The 21,659-nt window shown below is 52.9% G+C and carries 27 protein-coding genes, 1 tRNA gene and 1 riboswitch; of the genes, 11 read left to right on the top strand and 17 right to left on the bottom strand.

Annotated elements, in window-relative coordinates:
• Positions 1-241: 241 nt before the first annotated feature.
• The 9 genes from CFBP1590_RS02865 (at position 242) to trbL (ending at position 8,787) form a co-directional block, all read left to right on the top strand.
• The gene (locus CFBP1590_RS02865) at positions 242-2,692 is read left to right on the top strand and encodes a bifunctional diguanylate cyclase/phosphodiesterase (RefSeq protein ID WP_167383073.1); all 2,451 of its coding nucleotides are present in this window, start codon (positions 242-244) and stop codon (positions 2,690-2,692) included.
• A gap of 54 nt (positions 2,693-2,746) precedes the next feature.
• Positions 2,747-2,823 (top strand) — tRNA-Ile (locus CFBP1590_RS02860).
• 127 nt (positions 2,824-2,950) lie between these two features.
• Entirely contained in the window at positions 2,951-4,024 is a 1,074-nt protein-coding gene (locus CFBP1590_RS02855) for a tyrosine-type recombinase/integrase (RefSeq protein ID WP_167383072.1), read from the top strand.
• Between the two features lie 300 nt (positions 4,025-4,324).
• Positions 4,325-4,543, top strand: a complete 219-nt coding sequence (locus tag CFBP1590_RS02850) for a helix-turn-helix domain-containing protein (protein WP_003316232.1) — start codon at positions 4,325-4,327, stop codon at positions 4,541-4,543.
• 4 nt (positions 4,544-4,547) lie between these two features.
• Positions 4,548-5,390: a phage replication protein gene (locus CFBP1590_RS02845; protein WP_231991816.1), complete on the top strand. Its 843-nt coding sequence runs from the start codon at positions 4,548-4,550 to the stop codon at positions 5,388-5,390.
• A 66-nt stretch (positions 5,391-5,456) separates the two neighbouring features.
• Complete coding sequence (locus CFBP1590_RS02840; RefSeq protein ID WP_088234450.1) at positions 5,457-5,735, top strand: TraK family protein; 279 nt, start codon at positions 5,457-5,459, stop codon at positions 5,733-5,735.
• 292 nt (positions 5,736-6,027) lie between these two features.
• Positions 6,028-6,402 (top strand): conjugal transfer transcriptional regulator TraJ, encoded by a 375-nt coding sequence (gene traJ, locus CFBP1590_RS02835; RefSeq protein WP_088234449.1) that lies wholly within the window; start codon positions 6,028-6,030, stop codon positions 6,400-6,402.
• A 40-nt stretch (positions 6,403-6,442) separates the two neighbouring features.
• Complete coding sequence (trbJ, locus tag CFBP1590_RS02830; protein WP_088234448.1) at positions 6,443-7,198, top strand: P-type conjugative transfer protein TrbJ; 756 nt, start codon at positions 6,443-6,445, stop codon at positions 7,196-7,198.
• 77 nt (positions 7,199-7,275) lie between these two features.
• The gene (gene trbL / locus CFBP1590_RS02825) at positions 7,276-8,787 is read left to right on the top strand and encodes a P-type conjugative transfer protein TrbL (RefSeq protein ID WP_231991814.1); all 1,512 of its coding nucleotides are present in this window, start codon (positions 7,276-7,278) and stop codon (positions 8,785-8,787) included.
• 651 nt (positions 8,788-9,438) lie between these two features.
• Here trbL and CFBP1590_RS02815 read toward each other — a convergent pair.
• Together CFBP1590_RS02815 and CFBP1590_RS02810 are read right to left on the bottom strand one after the other, a co-directional pair.
• Entirely contained in the window at positions 9,439-9,789 is a 351-nt protein-coding gene (locus tag CFBP1590_RS02815) for a type II toxin-antitoxin system RelE/ParE family toxin (RefSeq protein WP_003304103.1), read from the bottom strand.
• 12 nt (positions 9,790-9,801) lie between these two features.
• Positions 9,802-10,050 (bottom strand): type II toxin-antitoxin system prevent-host-death family antitoxin, encoded by a 249-nt coding sequence (locus CFBP1590_RS02810; RefSeq protein WP_002556076.1) that lies wholly within the window; start codon positions 10,048-10,050, stop codon positions 9,802-9,804.
• 336 nt (positions 10,051-10,386) lie between these two features.
• On the opposite strand from CFBP1590_RS02810, the gene CFBP1590_RS02805 reads away from it, so the two are divergent.
• Entirely contained in the window at positions 10,387-11,349 is a 963-nt protein-coding gene (locus CFBP1590_RS02805; protein WP_010924794.1) for a tyrosine-type recombinase/integrase, read from the top strand.
• Between the two features lie 28 nt (positions 11,350-11,377).
• Here CFBP1590_RS02805 and CFBP1590_RS02800 read toward each other — a convergent pair whose 3' ends face one another.
• The 4 genes from CFBP1590_RS02800 to CFBP1590_RS02785 all read right to left on the bottom strand — a co-directional run bounded on the left by CFBP1590_RS02800 (position 11,378) and on the right by CFBP1590_RS02785 (position 14,816).
• On the bottom strand, positions 11,378-11,584 hold the full coding sequence (locus CFBP1590_RS02800; protein ID WP_161806366.1) for a hypothetical protein: 207 nt from the start codon (positions 11,582-11,584) through the stop codon (positions 11,378-11,380).
• Between the two features lie 480 nt (positions 11,585-12,064).
• Positions 12,065-12,445 carry a COG4315 family predicted lipoprotein gene (locus CFBP1590_RS02795; protein WP_010924793.1) on the bottom strand — a complete coding sequence of 127 codons (381 nt, stop codon included), beginning with the start codon at positions 12,443-12,445 and terminating at the stop codon, positions 12,065-12,067.
• A 324-nt stretch (positions 12,446-12,769) separates the two neighbouring features.
• A complete protein-coding gene (locus CFBP1590_RS02790) occupies positions 12,770-13,762 on the bottom strand; it encodes a beta-propeller fold lactonase family protein (RefSeq protein WP_017709554.1) in 993 nt (330 codons plus the stop codon).
• Positions 13,763-13,919: 157 nt separating this feature from the next.
• Entirely contained in the window at positions 13,920-14,816 is an 897-nt protein-coding gene (locus CFBP1590_RS02785; RefSeq protein ID WP_017709553.1) for a LysR family transcriptional regulator, read from the bottom strand.
• Between the two features lie 117 nt (positions 14,817-14,933).
• Between CFBP1590_RS02785 and CFBP1590_RS02780 the strand changes: the two genes are divergently transcribed.
• On the top strand, positions 14,934-16,103 hold the full coding sequence (locus tag CFBP1590_RS02780) for a TDT family transporter (RefSeq protein WP_010924791.1): 1,170 nt from the start codon (positions 14,934-14,936) through the stop codon (positions 16,101-16,103).
• A gap of 8 nt (positions 16,104-16,111) precedes the next feature.
• Here CFBP1590_RS02780 and CFBP1590_RS02775 read toward each other — a convergent pair whose 3' ends face one another.
• The 11 genes from CFBP1590_RS02775 to CFBP1590_RS02730 form a co-directional block, all read right to left on the bottom strand.
• A complete protein-coding gene (locus tag CFBP1590_RS02775; protein ID WP_052739322.1) occupies positions 16,112-16,714 on the bottom strand; it encodes a uracil-DNA glycosylase in 603 nt (200 codons plus the stop codon).
• Entirely contained in the window at positions 16,714-17,259 is a 546-nt protein-coding gene (gene ppa, locus CFBP1590_RS02770) for an inorganic diphosphatase (protein WP_010924789.1), read from the bottom strand. Before ppa ends, CFBP1590_RS02775 begins: the two co-directional genes overlap by 1 nt.
• 2 nt (positions 17,260-17,261) lie before the next feature.
• The gene (locus CFBP1590_RS02765; RefSeq protein ID WP_046235779.1) at positions 17,262-17,615 is read right to left on the bottom strand and encodes a DUF190 domain-containing protein; all 354 of its coding nucleotides are present in this window, start codon (positions 17,613-17,615) and stop codon (positions 17,262-17,264) included.
• A 10-nt stretch (positions 17,616-17,625) separates the two neighbouring features.
• Positions 17,626-18,009: a fluoride efflux transporter CrcB gene (crcB, locus tag CFBP1590_RS02760; RefSeq protein ID WP_010924788.1), complete on the bottom strand. Its 384-nt coding sequence runs from the start codon at positions 18,007-18,009 to the stop codon at positions 17,626-17,628.
• Between the two features lie 142 nt (positions 18,010-18,151).
• A riboswitch (Fluoride riboswitch) is annotated at positions 18,152-18,213 on the bottom strand.
• A gap of 292 nt (positions 18,214-18,505) precedes the next feature.
• Complete coding sequence (locus CFBP1590_RS27470; protein WP_145958166.1) at positions 18,506-18,877, bottom strand: hypothetical protein; 372 nt, start codon at positions 18,875-18,877, stop codon at positions 18,506-18,508.
• Positions 18,878-18,903: 26 nt separating this feature from the next.
• Entirely contained in the window at positions 18,904-19,128 is a 225-nt protein-coding gene (locus tag CFBP1590_RS02755) for a hypothetical protein (RefSeq protein WP_231991812.1), read from the bottom strand.
• 189 nt (positions 19,129-19,317) lie between these two features.
• A complete protein-coding gene (locus CFBP1590_RS02750) occupies positions 19,318-19,578 on the bottom strand; it encodes a hypothetical protein (RefSeq protein WP_024659452.1) in 261 nt (86 codons plus the stop codon).
• Positions 19,579-19,697: 119 nt separating this feature from the next.
• Positions 19,698-19,946 (bottom strand): hypothetical protein, encoded by a 249-nt coding sequence (locus CFBP1590_RS02745; RefSeq protein ID WP_024659453.1) that lies wholly within the window; start codon positions 19,944-19,946, stop codon positions 19,698-19,700.
• 11 nt (positions 19,947-19,957) lie between these two features.
• On the bottom strand, positions 19,958-20,209 hold the full coding sequence (locus tag CFBP1590_RS02740) for an antirestriction protein ArdR (RefSeq protein ID WP_122563396.1): 252 nt from the start codon (positions 20,207-20,209) through the stop codon (positions 19,958-19,960).
• Positions 20,210-20,302: 93 nt separating this feature from the next.
• Positions 20,303-21,253, bottom strand: a complete 951-nt coding sequence (locus tag CFBP1590_RS02735) for a hypothetical protein (protein WP_024659454.1) — start codon at positions 21,251-21,253, stop codon at positions 20,303-20,305.
• A 15-nt stretch (positions 21,254-21,268) separates the two neighbouring features.
• A complete protein-coding gene (locus CFBP1590_RS02730; RefSeq protein ID WP_088234447.1) occupies positions 21,269-21,646 on the bottom strand; it encodes a hypothetical protein in 378 nt (125 codons plus the stop codon).
• Positions 21,647-21,659: the final 13 nt, after the last annotated feature.

Below are 21,659 nucleotides of genomic sequence, written 5' to 3'. Positions count from 1 at the left end.
TGTCACTGCAGGCAAAAAGCCTGCTCGTGATCCTTTGGCCTATCGGTTGTTGCCAGGATATTTACCGCAGCATCGTGCGCAGACTTGCCGTGATGTTGAGACCTTCTGCTAGCAATAAATCAGCAGCGGTAATGACCACAACCCTGGCCCGCTCGTGCGCAACGATACGGAGCAAGTGCTGTGGCCCCCGCGATATCGGCAGCCAGACCAAGCACGGACGTGAGCACTTATGCGTGGATTAATGACCGACATCAGTGACATCAAACAAACAGAAGAAGCGTTGCGTCTATCTGAAGACAGGTTTGCCTCCGTCTTCGCCCACTGCCCGGACATCATGGTCATCGCCAGCCTCATCGATGGTCAGATTCTGGAAGCCAACAAAGCGTTCGTTGAACAATCGGGAATCACCGCCGAAGAAGCCATTGGCAAAACGCCCACCCAGATCAACGTCTGGGCCGTTCCCGGCATGGGTCCCGGCCTGCTCGAACAACTGCAAAAAGGCACTATCCGCAATCTGGAGGTGCCCTTGCGGCGCAAGGACGGACAGACCTTTTCCGGGCTCATGTCCGCCCAACCCTTCGAACTGGGTGCCAAGCCCGCTGTGCTGGTGGTGGTCCGCGACATCACCCCGCTCAAACAGGCCCAGCGACAACTGCAGCTCTCGGAAGAAAAGTTCGCCAAGGCCTTCCACGCCTCCCCCGACGGGCTGACCATCAGCCGCGTGCGCGACGGGGTGATTCTCGAGGTCAACGAAGGCTTTTGCCGGATCACCGGCTATACCGAAAAACAGTGCATGGCGCGCTCCACGCTCGAATTGGGCATCTGGGCCGACCTGAACGAACGTCAGACCATGATCAGGCACATCAAGCGCCATGGCTCGATTCACGAGTTTCGGGTCAGGATCCGGGGTTCCGAGGGCAACATCCGACTCTGTGAACTCTCCGCGCACCCGGTACTGATCGATGGCGAGGACTGCCTGCTGACCATCAGCCGTGACGTCACCGAACGCCAGCACATGCAGGAAAAACTGCACCTGGCCGCCACCGTGTTCGAGAGCACCGCTGAAGGCGTGCTGATCACCGACACGCGCCAGCGCATCCACGCCGTCAATCGCGCCTTCAGTGAGATCACCGGTTACAGCGAGGCAGAAGCCATCGGCCATACGCCCCGCCTGCTCGCCTCAGGCCAGCACGACAGCGCCTTCTATGCCGCGATGTGGCATCAACTGACCGCAGAAGGTCACTGGCAAGGCGAGATCTACAACCGCCGCAAGAGCGGCGATATCTACCCGAGCTGGCTGACCATCAGCGCCGTGCGCAACAAGGACGACCTCATCACCCACTTCGTCGCCGTGTTCGCCGATATCTCCAGCCTCAAGCACGCTCAGGCACGCCTGGACTATCAGGCACACCACGACCCCCTCACCGGCCTGCCCAACCGCACCCTGTTCGAAAACCGCCTGCAGACCGCCCTGCTGCACAGCGAAGAATCCGGCAGCCTGGGCGCCGTGCTGTTTCTGGACCTGGACCGCTTCAAGCACATCAACGACAGCCTCGGCCACCCGGTCGGCGACCTGCTGCTCAAAGGCATCGCCCAGCGTCTCAAGGAACACCTGCGCGACATCGACACCGTCGCCCGGCTCGGCGGTGATGAGTTCATCGTCCTGCTGCCCGGCCTGCTGCAACCCAGCGACGCCGTCAGCATCGCCAACAAACTGCTGGCCTGCTTCAGCGCGCCCGTTCAGGCGGGCGAACACGAATTCTTCATCAGCTCTAGCATCGGCTGCAGCCTGTTCCCCACCGACGGCACAGACGTCGCCACGCTGGTCAAAAACGCCGACGCGGCCATGTACCGCTCCAAAGCCAAAGGCCGCAACCGCGTCGAAAGCTACACCCGTGACCTCACCTCCCAGGCCAGCGAACGCATCGCGCTTGAGCAGGAACTGAGACGCGCACTGGACCGCAACGAACTGAGCCTGTCGTTCCAGCCCAAGACCAGCCTGCACACCAACACCATGGTCGGCGCCGAAGCCCTGATCCGCTGGAGCCACCCGACCTTTGGAGAAGTGCCACCGGAGCACTTCATACCGCTGGCCGAAGAAAACGGCATGATCCTGCAGATCGGCGACTGGGTCATCGAACAGGCCTGCCTGCAAATGCACGCATGGCGCAAAACCCACAAACCGTTCGGCCCACTGTCCGTCAACCTTGCCGGCGCACAACTGCGCCAGCCACACCTCGTGACCCGCATCGAACAACTGCTGGCCGACAACGGCCTGGAACCCGGCTGTCTGCAACTGGAAATCACCGAAAACTTCATCATGAGCCAGACCCAGGAAGCCCTGGCCGTGCTGCACAAACTCAAGAAACTCGGCGTCCAGCTGGCCATCGATGACTTCGGCACTGGCTACTCGTCGCTCAGCTACCTCAAACGCCTGCCACTGGACATCCTCAAGATCGACCAGTCCTTCGTCCGCGGCCTGCCAGAAGACACCCACGACGCCGCCATCGTCCGCGCCATCATCGCCCTGGGCCGCAGCATGCAACTGACCGTCATCGCAGAAGGCGTCGAGAACAGCGAACAGCAGCAATTCTTGGCCGCAGAAGGCTGCGAACAGATGCAGGGCTACATCGTCAGCCTGCCCCTGCCACCCGAGGAATTCTGCGCCAGGTTTCTTCTTATGAACGTTTAGGACTTTTCGGATAGCACAGCCGCGAAACCGCCGTTATAATCCGCGTCCTGCTGAGGGCCCATAGCTCAGTTGGTTAGAGCAGAGGACTCATAATCCTTTGGTCCACGGTTCGAGTCCGTGTGGGCCCACCATACTCAAAGCCGCGCATTGCGCGGCTTTCGCGTTTCTGGCTGGTTCTCCACTAATACAGTCCTATGGTCCAAAGGTACAAAATCGGTACAGTGCTGGTGCGCCAGTACACCTTTGGAGTCCTTTCAGATGGCAACACTAGTCAAAACTCCTTCCGGCACCTGGAAGGCTTTGATCCGCAAAACCGGCTGGCCAACTGTGGCTAAAACCTTCCGCACCAAGCGTGATGCGGAGGACTGGTCTCGGCGTACCGAAGACGAGATGGTCAGAGGTGTGTATATCCAGCGTAGCGGTTCCGAACGCATGACGCTGGAAGCGGCCCTAAAGCGCTACCTAAGCGACATTACCCCCACCAAGAAGCCCACCACTCAGCGCGGCGAAGCCTCGAAGGCAAAGAAGCTCATCGAGCATCTGGGCAAATATTCACTGGCTGCCCTATCCGCTGAAATTATCGCAGGGTATCGCGACAAGCGCCTGAACGAAAAAGGACGCGTTGGAACCACCAGTAACAACACCGTGCGCCTGGAACTTGCGCTACTTAGCCACCTGTTTACCGTAGCCATCCAGGAATGGGGCTTGGGCCTGACCTTTAACCCCGTTCTGAATATTCGCAAGCCGAGCCCTGGTGAAGGTCGTAATCGTCGACTATCCGCCGATGAGGAGAGGCGGCTGATGGCCGCAGTGAATAGACACAGCAATCCTACGCTGGGCTGGATCGTTGGCATCGCCCTGGAAACGGGCATGCGCTCTGCGGAGATCAGCACGCTTCGCAAGCCTATGGTCGATCTGGAACGACGCATCGTGAAGCTTGTAGACACGAAGAACGATGGCCAGCGGACTGTGCCATTAAGCAAGCGAGCAACTGAGCTGTTCAAGGCCGCTATGGCAAACCCTGCAAGACCAGGCGACTGCCAACTTGTTTTCTTTGGTGAGCCAGGTAAAGACAAAAAGCGTCGACCCTACGCTTTTACAAAGATCTGGGGATCACTGGTTAAAGAACTTGGGTTATCCGACTTTAGATTTCATGACTTGAGACATGAGGCTGTAAGCCGGTTAGTCGAGGGTGGATTGTCCGACCAAGAAGTTTCGGCGATAAGCGGACACAAATCCATGCAGATGCTAAAGCGATATACACATCTTCGCTCTGAAGATTTAGTTAAGAAGATTGATAAAATAAAACAACGACCCAGGTTAAAACTTTAGCTAAACAAGCCGCAATCAGACTCGAACACAAGCCTGACTTTCGATATATCGAATGGTGTAATTACAAATTTTAGCGGCTAAAATCTTAAGCGAACAACCAAAATAATAATCACACACCAAAAATGCTTTAATACGCAAAAAAACACTAGAAAAAAACAACCGATATATCGAAACTAGATAAATCAAGCAATTGAAAATAAAGGATATTTATTTTTTCTGTTTCCACCTAACAAAAAACTCTTTTAAGCTCTTCGAAACTTCTCTAGGATTGTTTTAGATTTACGAACCCGGAGTAATACTATGAGCACTGAACAAACCATTCTAGAAAAATACGATGGCGCCCCGCTGCTCTCTATTGATCAGCTAGCTGAGATACTACTGAGAAGCAAAAATGGCTTACGCCTCAGTCTCTGCGGCGACAATGAAGTCTCGCGTAAATTTTTGCCTTGCAAGGTAAAGATAGGCAGACGGATTTACTTTCGCACCACGGACGTAGCAAAAGCCTTAGACCAGGACTAACCCAATGGGCATCATACTAAAGGTTGAAAAAACAAAGCCCGAAAATGGCTACACCATTATTCACAATCATATACTCAAAGATAAAAACCTCAGTTTTAAAGCGAAAGGAATTTTGTCGCTATTGCTTTCTCTACCGCCTAATCCAAAGCATCTGAGCATTGAGCTTATCGCAAAAAATAACCGGGATGGCATTTCCTCCATTCGCTCAGGAATCGAGGAGCTGAAAAGCGCTGGGTACCTGGCAGTGCACCAAATTAATAACGCTCGCGGGCAATATGACGGGGTTGAGTGGAGCCTTCGAGATACGGCGCTCGGGGTTGAAAACCTAGATAAAAAGCGCGAAATACCGGATGTGGAAAACCCGAACTCGGATCGGCCGCCTTCGGGGAAGCGCGGGCTTATAAATACATACAAAACAAAAACCTTAAAAAACAAGAAAACTACTACTGCTCCCGGTTCGGAAGATGAGAAAAGCCTAGAGGACCTCAGGTTTACCGCCACGATGCTTGCTGAGACCCAGATTCAGGTCCGCAAAGCATTGGAGCAGGTCGCACCATACGACCGACAGAGGATGCTCGACGATTTCTGCGCTGCGGTCAGGGCTGGAGACATAAAAAAATCCGAGCTTGGCTGGCTTCATGGGGTGATCAAACGCTATCGGAACGGTGAATACAACTTTAAGGCGCCTCCGCCAAAGCCCGCATCGGAGCTGACCAGGACGTCTTCACCGAATACAAACTTACCCTATCCGTCTCTCGGCCCCCCAAGTGTCACACCCGCAGAGCGATCGACCGTAGGGTTAGAAAGTTTGAGTAAGTTAAAGAAAAACAGATGCAGGCCTAGCTAAATGCTTTAACCCTCTTTCGACAACTGAAGCCCCATCAAATCTAGCTACTTACTTCGGAAGACAACGATGAAAACCTTGAGCCTCAGAATCGCGGAGCGGGTAATCAAAAACGAAGATCCTCGTAGCGCTTTAGCTCATCGAGCAGTAGTAGTGATACATAAAAAGGAAATCCAAGAGGCTATTCAGCGCGGCTATTCACTACTCAGCATTTGGACGACCTTGCGCGAAGAAGGGATGGTCAATTTCGGCTATCAAGCATTCAGCCGTCATACCCGGGCAATCGTCAAACCTCTACTCGATGATACGGAATTGAACAATAAGCGCTGCTCCAGCGAACATAAGTAACTAACAAGCTAAACAACTGCAACATTTTCTGACGCAGCACCGACTAATGCCGTTGAAAAACCAACCAACTCTAAATTGTTTGCTCCTAACACTGTGATTTGCCAAGCGAGGCAACCAGCACTACTTGGAAAAGCAACGGTGATTTCGAGGGCAAGATAGGTGAAGTTAGCCAACCGACAAGTCGGTTAGCCAATTTCACTATCGCGTATTCGCGCCTGCGGCACTCAATGCTGTCTTGCTCTGCGAGGCAGGTCGCTCCCGCGACGTTATGAACACCAGAAGGAGGTTAGAAATGAGTCCTCACAAACAGCAGGAACACACACGAAAACACGGAAAGCATCTGCGAGTGCCGGTCTTACCTGACGAAGAGCAAACGATTAAAGACAACGCAGCAAATGTTGGTCTGACAGTGGCGGAATATCTACGCCGCTTGAGCCTCGGATACGAGGTCAAGAGCACGCTGGATTCCACCTACGTATTGCAAATCGTAAAGATTAACGCTGACCAAGGCAGATTAGGTGGATTGCTAAAGCTGTGGTTAACAGATGACCCCAAGTTGGCTGTCTGTGGTGGCAATTGGACGCCCGCAGTCGTACGCGCACTTTTAAAGCGGATTGAGACCAACCAGGACGAAATGCTCCGACTGGTACAGGCGCTGAAATTTTAGCGGCTAAAAAATTCACATCACCCTCCCCTTTGGAGTCCAAATGAAAATTCCAGAAACCCCACAGTGGATTAGCGTGCTTATCGCCGCGGCCATACCTCACATCGCAATGGCAGGCGTTCCAGTATTCGACGGCGCTAACACCAGCCAAACGACCATTAGCGCAATTCAGAACGTTGCGGCAGTAGCCAAACAGATTGAGCAGTACAAAATTCAGCTTCAGCAATATCAAACCATGCTGCAGAACACAGCTGCGCCGGCGGCCTACATCTGGAGTGAGGCTGACCAGACGATTTCAAAGCTACTCGCGGCTCAGGACACGCTCAGCTACTACAAGAATCAAGCTGGGAGCTTAGAGCAGTACCTTTCCCGTTATAGGGATGCAGCTCACTACGCCAATGCACCCTGCATCGGTATGGACACGTGTACGGCTCAAGATCAACAAGCAATTGCCGACTCGCAGGGCGATGCCACCACCGCCAGAAAAAGGGCAAATGACGCCCTTTTAACAAGCGTTTCGCGTCAGCAAGAAACCTTGCAGTCCGATGCCCAAGCTCTTGCAGGTATGCAGCGTGCTGCGAGTGGCGCTACAGGTCAGCTGCAGGCTATTCAATCAGCAAACCAGCTCGCCAGCGCACAAACCAGTCAGCTTTTACAAATTCGCAGCCTGCTAATTGCACAGCAAAACGCGCTCGCAACCAACGCACAGGTGGAGGCTGATCGTGACGCACAGAAGCTTGCTGCGGATCGAAAAGCTCTCAGCGGCCGCAATAGCCAAAGCGCAGACAGGCAGTGGTGACGATATGAATGCTTTCATTCGGCAAAGCACGGGCCTTGTTCTCATAGCGTTAATGACCAGTGGTTGCGGAGCCGCTGATGACAGCAAGCCTTCTGGTTGCGGAGCGCCACAAACAGAGCAGGCGTCGCCTAAAACGAACAACCAGGAAGCGTGTGTCCTGGGGCATAAAAATACTCAAAGCTCAGACAGGAAATGGTGACCCTATGAAAAGGCTACTACCAATCCACATGCTGCTAATCGCGTTAGCATTCAGCAGTACGGCTCAAGCAGCAGGCCTGGACAGCGGCAACATGCTGAACAAAATTCTGGATAGCTTCTCGACGGTTGCAGTGACTTGGAAAGACGAAATCACAGAACGCGCCTCATGGCTGTTTTGGGGGCTTGCATCCATAAGCATGGTTTGGACTTATGGCCTGATGATCCTGCGTAACGCAGACATCCAGGCCTTCTTCGCCGAGACCATTCGTTTCTTCGTAACCTTGGGATTCTTCTGGTGGTTACTAATCCATGGGCCAGCTATCTCCTTGTCTATTATCGACACTATGCGAGAGGTCAGCGCAAACGCTTCTGGGCTTGGAAGCGGCCTGTCGCCGTCGAGCATCGTGGACATAGGCTTCAACATTCTCACCAAGGTCAGCGAGTCAGCCTCGCTGCTATACCCGGTAATAACTGCCCTGATGCTAGCAGCAGCTATCGTGGTGTTGGTGATCCTTGCACTGATCGCGGTGAACATGCTTCTGCTGCTCATCTCAGCATGGCTGCTGGCCTACGCCGGTATCTTCCTACTAGGGTTTGGCGGTAGCCAATGGACCTCAGATATAGCGATCAACTACTACAAAACTGTACTTGGCGTCGGCATCCAACTTTTCACCATGACGTTTCTGATCGGTGTAGGAAAATCATTTTTGGACCAGTACTACCAGGCCTTTTCAGTTGGGACGCCTGACCTGAATAGCCTATGCGTACTCCTGGTCGCATCCGTGGTATTGCTCACCCTGGTCAATAAGCTACCTCCTATGCTTGCTGGCATCATCAGCTCCGGAGGGCAAACTTCAGGCATCGGTAGTTTCGGCGCGGGAGCGGCGATAGGGGCAGCAACCATGGCTGCCTCTGCGGCAGCTTCGGCAGGGAGCGCCGCGTTGGCGGGAGCCAACGAGATAGCTGGAGGCACTTCAGCACTCACGGCGGCCTTTAAAGCTGCCGAAGCCCACCTGGACAGCGGCTCCACTGACACAGGTAACTTTGAATATGGTTCCGGCAGCGAGCAGCACACAGCGAGTGGTTCGGGACAATCGGCTTTTGGGCAAGCCATGGGCAATGGACAGAACACAGGCTATGCTTCGAGGGTGGCCCAGACTGGAAGGTTGGCAGCAAGTGCCGGGGCGCTCATCGCCGAACAGGTGGGCCAGAGCATAAGCAGTCGAGCCAGTGCAGCGGTAGCAGATACGGCGGGCGGCAGGGTCGCGGCTTCGATCAATGAGAATAGCAAAGCGTCCCTTTCCGACAAGACCGAAAAGTTCGACGGTGATAGTGTGAGTGGATCCGATGAGTTTGCAGATTTCATTAACAGAGATCCTACTCCGGATTAAGTATTACGGAGACCGCCGCAACTGAGCTGCGGCGGATACCCGTGTCATTTAGACTCGAGATAAAATCATGGAAAAACAGACACCTACTACGGAACAACTATTCGTGGATGATAAAAACGGTCTAATCGAGCCTCTACCCATCTTCGTCACGCACACGACCCTACGAGCGATTCTCAACAAACAAGGAGCGAAAATATCGGATCTTGACACGGGTTCAACATCTTCAAAGACTGACGAAATGATGCCCTCCAATGCAACAACGGATGAGCTGCTGTCTGGAAAAAAATAGATAGTCATTCGCGGCGAAGGAGCTGCCCAACAGGGCTCATGTTACCTAACGGCATAAGCTCAGCGTGGTCCGAGGCGGCTTCGCACCCCTCCTCTTTGTCGCTAGAATCACAGGAACACTCAATATCAATCTAGCGAAGGCGAATGAACAGAGGCTTTTTATCATCCGCGGTCAACACCAAGGCCTACATGGATGTTGCCGCTGATGCAGAATTGACCCAGCTGCCGAAATTTCGCTGACCCAAGCTTCTACTTCGTAAAGCGTTTGCAGGTCTGACTTAATGCTGAGTGCTTATGGGCAACACCAAGTCGGCAGCTGGGTAAATTCTGCATCAGTGATAACAGTGTCGATGCCATATCCTGCTATATAGCCTGAAGCAGGCAGTAGCGGATGAGGGCCTGTTCAACACTTTGCTTGCTACCTAACACGAGCGCCACGACGATGACATTTATATCGCCTGCGTCCCTCACCTCGTAAAAGATCCGGTATCCGTCAGTGTTCAGCTCACGATAGTGCAGTACACCCAGCTCACTCAATTGATGACTGACCGGGTAACCCAACGGGGTAGACAGGAGCTTGTCTTGGATGGCATCGATAAGGGTATCTATGCGTTGAGCAGCTGATGAGAATCCCTGATGGACAGCCAGGTGTTCAACCTGATCCTCAAGGCTTTGCTGGGCAACATCGGTAAAGCGCAGTGCAAACGTATTCATTAATGCTCCTATTTATTTCTGGGTAAACCTCCTGCTCAATCGGGCTTTGAGTTCGTCAGTGGAACAGTGCTTGCCTTGGGAGTACTCGCGGGAGCTGATTGCCAGGAGCTTCACCAAGGCGATTGACTCATCGCGGCGCTTACGATCAGCGTAAGACTCCACCACGTAGGCCGGGACACCATTTTGCGTGACGACCAAGGGCTCATCGAGAGGCAGGTCGGCTGCGTTGCGTTTCAGAAAACTGATTGTTTCAACTCGCATGAGTTGAGACCTCCTTCATGTTTGTATTTGCACCGCGAAAAACTGGTGCATAACGCTTGGTTGTCTTAGGCCGAGGATCACCTAAGCTAATGTTAGAAGTCCAAATATAGACCAAATATAGGCTCTTTACTAGTTTTATTTTTCCTTCAGAGTCAAGACCATTGTTTGGTAATGCAAAAATATCACACCGTGTAATTTTTATGGTTACTGGTGATAAAATAGGTTATCACCAATTATTGCCGTTTATCGGTTTTAGCAACGGAGGACTGATATAGCGATGATTTTGTGACCGAAAGCTTTGAGAACGATTGCAGGATAGCCAATGATGAGAACAATATGCAGGAACTGACGAAAAACCATACGAATGATCAGCGTCGGCTCACGTCGGTCGAATTTCAGACGCTGGCCAAGGTTCCGGCCGCGGTCGAGTGGTTTGCCAACCTGGACAACCCTCGAACACGACGTGCTTACCAAAACGACCTGGAAGACTTCTGTAGTTTTGTCGGCTTGGCTTCGGCCGATGAATTTCGGGTCGTGACCCGATCGCATGTTTTAGCCTGGCGCGCCCAGCTCGAGCATCGCGGTTTGGCCGGAGCCACGATCCGGCGCAAATTGGCCGCGCTGGCCAGCCTCTTTGATCACCTCCTGGAGAACAATGCGATCGCCGGCGGCAATCCAGTGCATGGGGTAAAACGTCCCAGGATAGAAAGCAATGAAGGCAAGACGCCGGCGTTGGGTGACCACCAGGCGAAGGCGCTGCTCGAGGCGCCGGATGAAACAACACTTAAAGGGCAGCGCGACCGGGCGCTATTGGCTGTTCTTCTCTATCACGGACTGCGCCGTGAAGAAGCGGCGCTGCTGCAGGTTAGCGACATTCAGGAGCGCCGCGGTATTCAGCATCTGAAGGTTCACGGCAAGGGCGGCAAGGTGCGATACCTCCCGTTGCACCCGATCGCAGCCGGGCGTATTCATCAGTACCTGGAAAACTCAGAGCATCATCTGGCCGAACGGAAGGTGCCACTGTTCATGCCGCTGCGAGGTAAATTGACCGGCGCCGGTATCACGGCAAACGGCATCTATGCCGTCGTCACGGCCTACGCGAAAAAGGCCGGGATTGAGGTCGACGGCCTTGGGGTTCATGGACTCCGAGCAACGGCAGCCACCAACGCCTTGGAGCATGAAGCCGATATCGCCAAGGTCCAGGCCTGGCTGGGTCATGCCAACATCAGCACGACCAAGATCTACGATCGGCGGGAGAACCGGCCGGAGGATTCACCCACCTATAAAGTGAAGTATTAATTGAAGTGATCGAGGCCTAAGCGGCAGCTCACCCACGCGCACTGCCGAGGATGTGGTGCAACGCTGCCCATGGATGATGACCTTCCACATCGCTGGCTGGACAGGTGTCGGCATGTAGAAAGGGGCTTTCGCAGTCTTCCAGCGCTTGGCTTTCCATGCAGCCAGTGCATACAGCACGTCCGGCAACGATCGACCATCGACCGTTCCATTCCTCAACACCTCGTTCAGTATCCACTGTTTCGACTCCTCAGCGTACGTTTGTTAGATGCTGAAGGTAGCGCTGTGCGGGCCGGTTTGATACGCCCAAAACCATACCCTTGTTTGAGTTGTAAGCCATGCGCACCAACCAATAAAGCGACGCCTGTTGGTCGGCTTATTAACGGCAGCTTTCGGCCATAAGCAGACCTTCGCCCGCATATTTACGATGCCCTACCGTTCTAATTGGCGTTGCCTCAGAATATCGGTCCACTAGCGGCTGGATGGAACCACCATGCGCATCGTCACAGACTCCCGGCCAAACGAAATCCTCAGGCTGGCGTTACGGGAATACGTCCAAGGTGTACCGTACCTCGGCCCCATTTTTCGTTGAAATGATCCATCAAAAGATTTATGAGGCGCGGCGGCTGTATGTTGGCGAAAATATCAGGTGTGTATTCTTCTGGTTTGCGCCACTGACAAAGCCAGTGGCGTAAGCCAGCCTATTAATTATTTGACGTTACGGCTTGGCAACGTGCCAGACTTGGTTGACGCCGTCACCGGTTGTATCCCCTGGCTTGGTATCTTTGACCCAGCTGTAAAGTGGCATGCCTTTGTATGCCCATTGTTTTGTGCCATCGTCTCGAGTGACGACAGAGTAATCATGACCCGCTTTCGCGTCTGCGGATACCGGTAAAGGTGGCCAGTTTGAAGCGCATGGCCCATTGCAGACCGACTTGCCCGAGGTGTCCTTACCGAAGGTATAAAGAGTCATTCCTTTCACGTCTACGAGTACTTTTCCCTTGTCCGTTTCAGCAAGCTTGACTGGCGCATCGGCGAGCGCCAAACCCGACATGCAGCTGGCGGCAACAGCGACGGTGAGAATCATCTTTTTGAACATATGTATTTCCTTTGGTCATTTTTAATTTTTAGAAGACCCACCTGCTTTTGAAACGGCAAGCGATCAGACAGTAGACGAGCCACAAACAGGTTAATTCGATTCCGTAGAAAAAACGTCCCGATATCATTTTTTGCTGGAATGCTGGGCTCCCCCCCGGACCCTATGCCTTCCTCAATTGAGCAAAGCGACGCTCACGGTCACGCATCACTGGCTCATCTCAATGAGCGACGGCGATCCATCATCCAGGACTCATCATTTTCACTCATTATTATTCACTTGGTCGTGGAGTATCAGCAGGCCCCCATGAAGGCCTGCGCTGTTCAATCAGTCGGCCTTGAGCGTCGACACCACCTTGTTGCTGTCGAGATCGACTGTGGAGATACTCAAGTCCTCATTGAGGACATACGCCTTCGACTTGTCTTTGGTGAAGACAATGGCCTGGCGGGGTGCCTTCAAACCGGTCACAGTGGTGGTCACTTTCAGCGTTTTGGTGTCGATCACTGAAAGGCTGTTGTCACCGAGGTTACCCGAGTAGACGTGCAGCCCGTCTGGAGTGAGGGCTGCGCCGTAGGGGTCTTTGCCAACCATGACGGTGGTTGTGATGGCGCGTTTTTGAGTGTCGACAACTGCGATGCTGTTACTGCCGCTGTTAGCCGCGTACAGCGTATTGCCGTCCGCCGATATGGAGATGGCGCGCAACTTGTTGAAGCCAGTGATCTCACCTTCAATCGTATTGGTCTTGCTGTCGACCAGGGTAATTTTGTCCCCAAGAAAGTTGGTGACATAGACGGTTTTGCCGTCAGGGCTTACTCGGATGCCCTGGCGCGGTTGGGAGAAGCCAGGTACCACAGCTACTGGCCGCTGGTGATCAAGGTCAATGACCGACAGCGTGCTGGCCGCTTCATTGTTGACGTAGAGCAGGCTTCCGTCCTTGCTGAGTGTGGTACCAAAAGCACCTGCGCCCAACGGAATATCTGCGATCACTTTTAAAGTCTTGGTGTCAATCTTGCGCACGACCCCCAAACTGCTGTCGGAGAGGTAGAACACATCGCCAGTTGGCGAAAACACAATATTTCGCGGCGTGACGTAGCCGGTGAGAACCTGGCGAACCTTACCGGTTTTCAAATCATAAACCACTACATCTGGACGCTGACTGTAAGAGACCACCGCCGTCGTTTCATCAGGGCTGACGGCCAGCGAGTTGTTGTGAATATCGCCGTCAAACGTCCAGCGATCTTGCGCGGCCCACGCGCTCATCGATGCGGCCAACGCAACACCCAACGTCAGGGCTGTGACGGTTTTCTTTATCACATTCATCAGAGTTTCCTCATAGGGTAAGCAAGGCATCCAGTCGCGCCTTGGCATATACAACTCGTTCATCGCTGCAAGGCAATGAGTTGACTTTATGCGTCGTTGATAAATTCCGGAAACAACTTGTTTTGGTAGCTCTTACCTGTTTTATAAATAGGTCTAGCTATTCCTGGCTCACGAATTGACTGCAGTTTTCCCAGAATCGCTCAAGCCCAGGCGAGATGTATTTGTCCCGGTGGCGGATCAGAAAAAAACGTCGGGTCAGTGCAGGCAACGCGTGCGGCAGTTCAACCAGAACTTCAGAGGCCAGTAGATCCCGAACGACCCAGCGGGACAGGCAACTGATGCCAATGCCTTGTGCGAGGGTATGCTTGATGGCCTCCGAACTGCCGATCTGGCGCGTTTCGGCGAGATCGTGCAAATGACGCAGCAGCAATTGTTCGACTTCTTCACGGGTACCAGAACCTGGCTCGCGCAGTAGCCATTCAGCGGTACGAAGATCATCAAGTGTGACCTGCTGCTTTAGTGCCAAGGGGTGCCGTTGGCCTGCGACAATAAGCAACTCATCAATAAGCCAAGGCTCGGCACTGAGTTCGGGCAGGTGGCAAGGCCCCTCGATCAGGCCCATATCAATCTCGAAATCAGCGACTCTTCTTGCGATAGCCATGCTGTTGGCCATGTCGACATCGACCCTCAAATGTGGTGTTGATTGACGTAGCTCACCGAGAATTAATGGCAGAACATAATTGCCTATCGTGGTACTGCATCCTACCCGCAAGCGTGTCTTCAGCCCGGCATGGCCGGGTAAGAAACTGGCCTCTATCTGTTGTGCATTCTCAAGCATCCTTCTGGCTTGAGGCAGTAAGGCATGGCCGTTATCGTTCAGCACTAAACGCTTGCCTACACGGTCGAACAGCCTGGTATCCAAGGCGCTTTCCAACTCGTTCAGTGCGGCGCTGGTTGCAGATTGGGACAGTGATACCGAAATGGCGGCGCTGGTGGTGCTACCGTGCTGCGCGACGGCGCAGAAAATTTGTAGCTGGCGTAGGCTTAGCTTCAAGTAATCTACCTTCTTAATAGGTAATATAAACCTATACTATCCGTTTTTACCGCTATGCCCATCAAGCTATACTTCAACCATATCATATTGAAGGCACACTGAAGCGGGAGCGCGAAAATGAGTGAGACACGACTCGCAGCTATAATGGGCGGCAGCCATCCACTGGCGGCTTTGTCCAATCCACGAGAAGCGATCCGGCAGTTCACACCCAACTGGTTCGCCGCCACGATGGGCACCGGGATTCTGGCGCTGGCTCTGGGCCAACTGCCCTTTGTTGCGCAGTGGCCCAAAGCGTTAGGGGAAGCCTTGTGGTTTTTTAATATCGTGCTGTTTTGCCTGTTTACGCTGATGTACGCGAGCCGTTGGGTATTGTTCTTCGACGAGGCCAAACAGATCTTCGGCCACTCCACTGTATCGATGTTTTTTGGAACTATCCCCATGGGATTGGCGACCATCATCAACGGTTTTCTCCTTTATGGTTTGCCACGCTGGGGGGGTGGGGTAGTCGCTTTAGCGGAAGTGTTGTGGTGGATCGATGTCACCATGGCATTGGCCTGCGGGGTGCTGATCCCGTATATGATGTTTACTCGCCAGCAGCACAGCATTGATCAGATGACAGCGGTATGGCTGCTGCCAGTAGTTGCGGCTGAGGTGGCTGCCGCCAGTGGCGGTCTATTGGCTCCGCACCTCGCTGATGCGAGCGCACAGTTCACCATGCTCATCACCAGCTACGTGCTGTGGGCCTACTCGGTGCCCGTCGCCTTGAGCATACTGGTGATCCTGTTACTGCGCATGGCGCTGCACAAACTACCTCATGAAAGCATGGCAGCATCGAGCTGGCTGTCTTTAGGGCCGATCGGTACCGGGGCTTTGGGGATGTTGCTGCTGGGCAACGATGCTCCAGCAATCTTTGCTGCTCATGGAATGGCAAGCATCGGCGGCGTAGCCGAGGGCATTGGCTTGATCGGTGGTGTGCTGTTCTGGGGGCTGGGATTGTGGTGGATGGTATTGGCGCTGCTAATTACCGGGCGCTACTTTAGGGAGGGCATTCCCTTCAACCTCGGCTGGTGGGGCTTCACCTTTCCGCTGGGAGTGTACGCCGTAACAACCCTCAAATTGGGCTCTATGCTGCACCTCACGTTCTTTAGCTTCTTTGGCGTGGTGCTGGTGTTGATGCTGACTGTCATGTGGATGATCGTCGCGGCTAAAACCCTGGCTGGTGCCTATCGCGGCAACTTGTTCGTCTCGCCGTGTATCCACTCGCTGAACAAGGCGAGCAAAACCTGAGCCTTTGGCTACTTGATCGACTGTTTGGCGTGACGCAGTGTGGACAAAATGCGCTGCCTAACATTCGGGTGAGTGCAAACAGAAAGGGGACTTGGGTGTGGCATTTCCAGCAATGAAAAATTAGGGAAGGCGAGCCGAACACGCGGTATGGCTTTCTGGGCAACACGTCCGGCAAACACGATAGTGACGAGATCAGGGAAAAGCGTCAGTAGCGTGATCAGCATCTCGATACCTTCCTCAATTTGCGCTCTGCGGAGCGGACCCTTGGGCTTATCGAGATCTGGTAACCAAGGGTACAAATTCCAAAGGACGGTTTTGTGACGTGCCAGTCCAACCTGCTCAATGAAACCTTTCAGGTTGCGTTGTGCAGGCCCCGGATTGTCTCTTGAGACATACCGTGGAAGACTGACCGTTCGAGCGGGCGATTCCAACAAGATCAATACCCTTGCGAAGACGCCGCCATCCAGTGGATCGAAATACGGTAAAGTTCTTCCGCCCGTGGACTGGGCCATTACCCAGCGCGTCAATTCAGCAGTTTTCGGCAGCAGCAAAAAGTCTTCTCTTACCTTCAGAGAAATTTCCTGCTCTGCGCTCTTCTGATTGAGTAACACTACTTGCAAGCCTCCTTCTTCAGGTTATAGGCCGCTACCGATTTACGAATATCTTCCCGCGCTTCGTCTGCGCTCCCCCAGCGGCCCATTTTCACCCACTTACCCGGCTCTAACGCTTTGTAGTTTTCGAAGAAGTGCTGAATCTGTGCGAGGAGTAACGCAGGGAGGTCAGAGCATTCCTTTACATTGCTGTACATAGAGCTGAGTTTTTCATGAGGCACTGCGATTACCTTGGCATCCGCACCAGCTTCGTCCGTCATGTACATCACACCTACTGGGCGACTGCGGATGACAACGCCAGGTGATACCGGGTAAGGGCAAATCACGAGGACGTCCAAAGGATCGCCGTCATCGCTCAAGGTATTTGGAATGAACCCGTAGTTAGCCGGGTAGAACATCGGCGTGCTGAGGAAGCGATCAACGAAGATCTGTCCACTTGGCTTGTCCACCTCGTACTTGATCGGCGAGTGGTTTGCAGGAATCTCGATAACGGTGAAAAAGTCATCGGGGATCGCGTTACCAGCTGGAATGTCCGTATAGCTCATGTTCACAGCTCCGAAGCTTTGGAAGGGGCTGAGCTGGAAGGCGTTTTTCCAAGTGTGCCCATCTCGATTGGCGTCTTGGTGAAAAACACCGATATTTCCTCACAGTCCAGTCGCTTGAATAACCGCTCTGCCTCATCCTCCGTGATTGCCAAGCGAATCTCCGTGGGTTGATCAGCCAGCTCAAAAAAGTGCGATGAGTGTAGTTTCCCAGTGTGTCCAAAACCTTCGATTCCAGTACATAGCGTGGCACCGCGCAGCCCCATTTCCTTAGCCACGTCGACGATCCATTCGCCAAGCATTTTTCCTTGATAACGACGGTTTTGTTGGGTGAAGAAAACGACCATATAACCTTTCATTTTAATCTCCTCAGCGAGTACCAATCATTTGGTAGGACAGTAGTCCGGCAGCGGTCATCGCTAACGAACCTACGACGTGCAATGAAATTGAGCCGAGGGCCCAAAGCAATCTCCCTTCTTGGATTAGGGCAACTGTTTCGGCTGAAAAGGTGGAAAAGGTGGTAAGTCCCCCACAAAAACCCGTGATAATTAGCAGGCGCCATTCGGGGCTTAAGGAGGGAGATGCGGCCAAGAACGCGATGGCCAGGCCGATGATGTAACCCCCGACCATGTTCGCCACCACAGTGCCTGGGGGAATTGTCGGGAAGAGTGCGTTGAGCTTCATGCCTAGGAGCCAGCGCAACCAAGCACCAAGTGATGCACCGATGGCGATAACTAATAGTGATTTCAGCATGGCTGCAATTCTCCTCTGGTCTGGTAGAGCCGAGGAGGTACTGATAATCGCAGATTGCGATAGAGAGCTGCTATGAGATTTGAAGTCAAGATCCTGTCCTAGATTAGAGGACAGGGAGGCGAACCTACGCACCCTGTCCAGGGTTTACGTAGGCATCATCAGCACGAGGCGGTTTCAAGGAGGAATGCCATCTCCTGTGCAGATCCTATAGCAACAGTACCGATAACTTCAACCTCCACGCCCCGAAATCAGTGCGGCCTATAGGTACGCTGTCTCTACTGTCATAGTGACCTGAGCCTACCCAGCGACCTCAATGGAAGTTCGAAAATAGGTACATCGGAATTCCAATCCAGTTGTTCAAGACGGGTTCGGCAGACGCTTACTCTCAGGGCGTGCAAGGCTCCAGCTTTTAGCGAAACGCTCGATGACTCGTTGGCGGAGCGGATGGTGGTCCATTCATTCAATTCCTAGCGTTACGAAAGCCCAGGGTCAGGGTTCAATAATCGTCATTTGAGGAGCTGAGAATGACTTTGAATCGCCATCCTATCCCTGGGATTTCACCTACGAGATACAGGATGAATACGCTGACAATGAAAAACGCAGCTATTCCTACAATCCAACCAATAATTGGTAGCTTTGACGATTTTGCGGCAAGGACACCGGGCCAAATGGATAATCCCAAACAGGCGGCCATGACAGGAAGGTAAAGAAGATGCGTACAGGTCCAGAGAACAAACGATGGTAGGAAGTGACGGCTATTCCAAGCAGACATAACTCCTGATACCCCGCACAAAACGAGATAGCCAATCAGGATGCCTTTCCAAGGTCCATATCGGTGTTTTTCGATAAAACGTTTGATGTACTCCAAACCGCAACCCCCTGATTCATCAGCTCCTATTCGTCTAGATCGGCACTTTGCGTTTTACAGCCCTTGGTGACCCAGGCGTCATAGTCCATGCGAAGCTCAGAAGGCAGTTCAGGTAAGCCTTGAGCGGCATTAACTAAAGATTCAGCGTCTTCAAAACGGCCCAGAATCCACGTAATGAACCGGATGCGCGATGTAGGGCGAGGCTCTGCATTCACATCCAGGGCGTCGGCTAAAGCCGATGCTGCTTCCATCGTTAGATCCAGCTCACTCGATGACGTCATTCGAATTCCCTCTCCTTTTTTCCGGACGCAAGGTTGTGCGTCCTTCTACCTACTTAGCCCCGCGTTTACGGCAGGGATTGTGGTGTACTTGGGCGATTTACCTACGTATGTAGGGGCTGAGTTAAGTAAGTCGGCTCTGGTCGTTATCGAAGTAGAGGCTCATTGGTTCAGTCTCTTGATTTTATTCTTAACCAACCCGTGGAAAAAATGACAAATCCCGCAGATTGCTGCCATCAGCATGATGAGCGGTGTCCAGCCTTCGGCAATGGCTTTTTGGTCCACTGGTTGTTCGGCGGCTAAACCCAACATAACGATGGCCACCATCGCGAAAACAACTAGCACACCGCAGAAGAATGCAGATCTACACGCTTTGCGTAGCTTTGCCTCGACTATCAGTAGGTGGGCTTTTTCGTTTCTCATAGCTTCATCCTTTTTAGTTCATGTTCCGTTGTTCGTGGAGCTGGTGGTGGACGGGGGTAACGTCACCCTATAGATCAGCTGCCTGCAAGCCTGCGAGTGCTGGATGGTTTGTTAAGCATTTAGCCCCTCCTGCGGGGCCTCATTTGCCACCAAAAAAAAGAGGCTGTGATCACTGCGCCGATTACGGTTGCAGGTGCGACAATTAAGAGCCCAATGATACCAAGGCCAAAGTCATCTGCCAGCTCAGCTCTTGATTTGGCTCCCGTGCTTGCCATTTCAAACATCACTGCCGCTTCGCCGAGCAACCAGTAGATTGATGGGAGTGCGATCAGAAAGGCCAGTGTTGTAATTGCAGCGCGCTTCATCATTCCTCTTTTTCCTATCGTCCGTCAGGGTCAACAGCGACCCACGCTTTCGCGCCGTTGTAGTCGTCGCCACCTTCTGCTTTGAAGACCACTCCGGCCTTGTCCACGGCGTAGGCGCCTGGGCGCTCGCTTTCAGGATCGCGTAGTTCGTTCTTCCAGCCGTACACCACGCCTTCCCATACCAGCACGACACCGCCAGGGTGTTCCTGGTTACCTGCCCGCCACTTTGTGGCGGTTGCGCGTAGCGCCTCGATCAGCTGCGTCATAGGCGATTTTTCCTTCGTTCGTGGAGCTAGTGGTGGACCGGGTGACTTGCCGCCCTGGATGGCAGCAGCCAGCAAGCCCATAGCGCTAGACACCTATTTGTCGACCGCTGAATGTGACTCAAATCTTTGAGCTAGCTCTTGCTCTATATATGCGGCGAAAACCTTCACGTTTTCGGAAATATCACTGACCTGCTGCCCCGTCAGGACGACTGCTCTTCCCTGCTTGTCTCGACCGCCCCGGTGAATGATGTCATGCCTTATTTCTACCTCTTTCATCAAAAAACCGATGTCAGGTATTGTTATCTTCAAACCCCGCTGCATTAGTGATCTCACTTTTTCAAAGCGATGCCAGACCAAATCTTGCAGGTACTTTTCTAGCCGAGCATGGAGTCCTTCCATCTCTTTGAAAATATCTGAAACCGAAAGCTTGGCCTTCTGGAACTCCTCAATAGAGCTGACTAAGTCACGGAACACATACTCGTCCTCATTCGCCCAGTAGGTCACTGTCTCAGAGAGGTAAGCTTCGAGGGCTGAAATGATTCCTGCATGGGCGAGCTGATTAGCCACTTGTGTGACATCAAAATTGCCGTTAATTGACGCTACTTGCCTGATCTGATCAAGCCGAGTGCAAAGCATTTGGTATGGTTCACCGGGACCTGACGCAACCATAGCAAGGGCTTCGTCGTAATCCGGCTCCCAATCCGCTGGTGCCCATTCATCTCCAACCTCAGAATACAGTTCGTTTACGAGCTGCTCTATAACCCCGTATTCGACAATATTGCCAAATCTGTCCTGTAGCTCCTCGTCGGGATCGTATGGACCACCATGGATGAATTGATAGCCCCCCTCACCGCCGTCATAAGGCGTTTCTTGAGCCGGGTCCACGAATCTAGCCTGGAACCACCGCTTCATCGCTTCAAGTTGATGCTCCGGCTGAGCACTTGATAACCACTCATCATTAGGCTCAAAAGGATGAGCATCCGGGATCACAGCCTCTTCTGGCAGGTCGATATAATCCGTATCAATGTAGTCATCCCAGCTCATGAGCATTTTTCCTATTTATATCCATACGCCGATCAGCTGCAAAAATGTGCCTGCAATAACCAGCCATAGAGCCGTGCGGACGTTGAAGAACGAGAGGTTACGTAGCTTGGTGGCTATGGGTCGGTCGGGATTGTCTATGACCTGTCGTGCAACGCGTGATGGGGCCCATCCAGGATACCGCTCCAAGTCTGAATACTCGGAAAAAAGGTTTTGAAAAAAATTGCTGATCTCTAGCTGAAGCACACCAGCCAGAGCCATCAAGATACCTCCCGAGGTCACTAGCTTGCCGCTGAAGGCGGGCAACTCCCAAACGGACCATACGCCTAAGATAAGACTGATTACCGACGCGCTTAGGCAAGATAAAAATGCAATTTTGGTCAGACGTTTGATCATGATCTTTCCTTGA

Source organism: Pseudomonas viridiflava (assembly GCF_900184295.1).
In the GTDB taxonomy this organism is placed as follows: domain Bacteria; phylum Pseudomonadota; class Gammaproteobacteria; order Pseudomonadales; family Pseudomonadaceae; genus Aquipseudomonas; species Aquipseudomonas viridiflava.
The sequence above is the reverse complement of the archived record's forward strand: the minus strand, read 5'-3'. Positions and strand labels throughout refer to the sequence as shown.

Bases quoted from the DNA above. Each gene is read 5' to 3' on its own strand.
- CFBP1590_RS02865 (WP_167383073.1), top strand. From the start codon at position 242: ATGACCGACATCAGTGACATCAAACAAACAGAAGAAGCGTTGCGTCTA.
- CFBP1590_RS02855 (WP_167383072.1), top strand. From the start codon at position 2,951: ATGGCAACACTAGTCAAAACTCCTTCCGGCACCTGGAAGGCTTTGATC.
- CFBP1590_RS02850 (WP_003316232.1), top strand. From the start codon at position 4,325: ATGAGCACTGAACAAACCATTCTAGAAAAATACGATGGCGCCCCGCTG.
- CFBP1590_RS02845 (WP_231991816.1), top strand. From the start codon at position 4,548: ATGGGCATCATACTAAAGGTTGAAAAAACAAAGCCCGAAAATGGCTAC.
- CFBP1590_RS02840 (WP_088234450.1), top strand. From the start codon at position 5,457: ATGAAAACCTTGAGCCTCAGAATCGCGGAGCGGGTAATCAAAAACGAA.
- traJ (WP_088234449.1), top strand. From the start codon at position 6,028: ATGAGTCCTCACAAACAGCAGGAACACACACGAAAACACGGAAAGCAT.
- trbJ (WP_088234448.1), top strand. From the start codon at position 6,443: ATGAAAATTCCAGAAACCCCACAGTGGATTAGCGTGCTTATCGCCGCG.
- trbL (WP_231991814.1), top strand. From the start codon at position 7,276: ATGACAGCAAGCCTTCTGGTTGCGGAGCGCCACAAACAGAGCAGGCGT.
- CFBP1590_RS02815 (WP_003304103.1), bottom strand. From the start codon at position 9,789: ATGAATACGTTTGCACTGCGCTTTACCGATGTTGCCCAGCAAAGCCTT.
- CFBP1590_RS02810 (WP_002556076.1), bottom strand. From the start codon at position 10,050: ATGCGAGTTGAAACAATCAGTTTTCTGAAACGCAACGCAGCCGACCTG.
- CFBP1590_RS02805 (WP_010924794.1), top strand. From the start codon at position 10,387: ATGCAGGAACTGACGAAAAACCATACGAATGATCAGCGTCGGCTCACG.
- CFBP1590_RS02795 (WP_010924793.1), bottom strand. From the start codon at position 12,445: ATGTTCAAAAAGATGATTCTCACCGTCGCTGTTGCCGCCAGCTGCATG.
- CFBP1590_RS02790 (WP_017709554.1), bottom strand. From the start codon at position 13,762: ATGAATGTGATAAAGAAAACCGTCACAGCCCTGACGTTGGGTGTTGCG.
- CFBP1590_RS02780 (WP_010924791.1), top strand. From the start codon at position 14,934: ATGAGTGAGACACGACTCGCAGCTATAATGGGCGGCAGCCATCCACTG.
- ppa (WP_010924789.1), bottom strand. From the start codon at position 17,259: ATGAGCTATACGGACATTCCAGCTGGTAACGCGATCCCCGATGACTTT.
- CFBP1590_RS02765 (WP_046235779.1), bottom strand. From the start codon at position 17,615: ATGAAAGGTTATATGGTCGTTTTCTTCACCCAACAAAACCGTCGTTAT.
- crcB (WP_010924788.1), bottom strand. From the start codon at position 18,009: ATGCTGAAATCACTATTAGTTATCGCCATCGGTGCATCACTTGGTGCT.
- CFBP1590_RS02755 (WP_231991812.1), bottom strand. From the start codon at position 19,128: ATGGAAGCAGCATCGGCTTTAGCCGACGCCCTGGATGTGAATGCAGAG.
- CFBP1590_RS02750 (WP_024659452.1), bottom strand. From the start codon at position 19,578: ATGAGAAACGAAAAAGCCCACCTACTGATAGTCGAGGCAAAGCTACGC.
- CFBP1590_RS02745 (WP_024659453.1), bottom strand. From the start codon at position 19,946: ATGATGAAGCGCGCTGCAATTACAACACTGGCCTTTCTGATCGCACTC.
- CFBP1590_RS02740 (WP_122563396.1), bottom strand. From the start codon at position 20,209: ATGACGCAGCTGATCGAGGCGCTACGCGCAACCGCCACAAAGTGGCGG.
- CFBP1590_RS02735 (WP_024659454.1), bottom strand. From the start codon at position 21,253: ATGAGCTGGGATGACTACATTGATACGGATTATATCGACCTGCCAGAA.
- CFBP1590_RS02730 (WP_088234447.1), bottom strand. From the start codon at position 21,646: ATGATCAAACGTCTGACCAAAATTGCATTTTTATCTTGCCTAAGCGCG.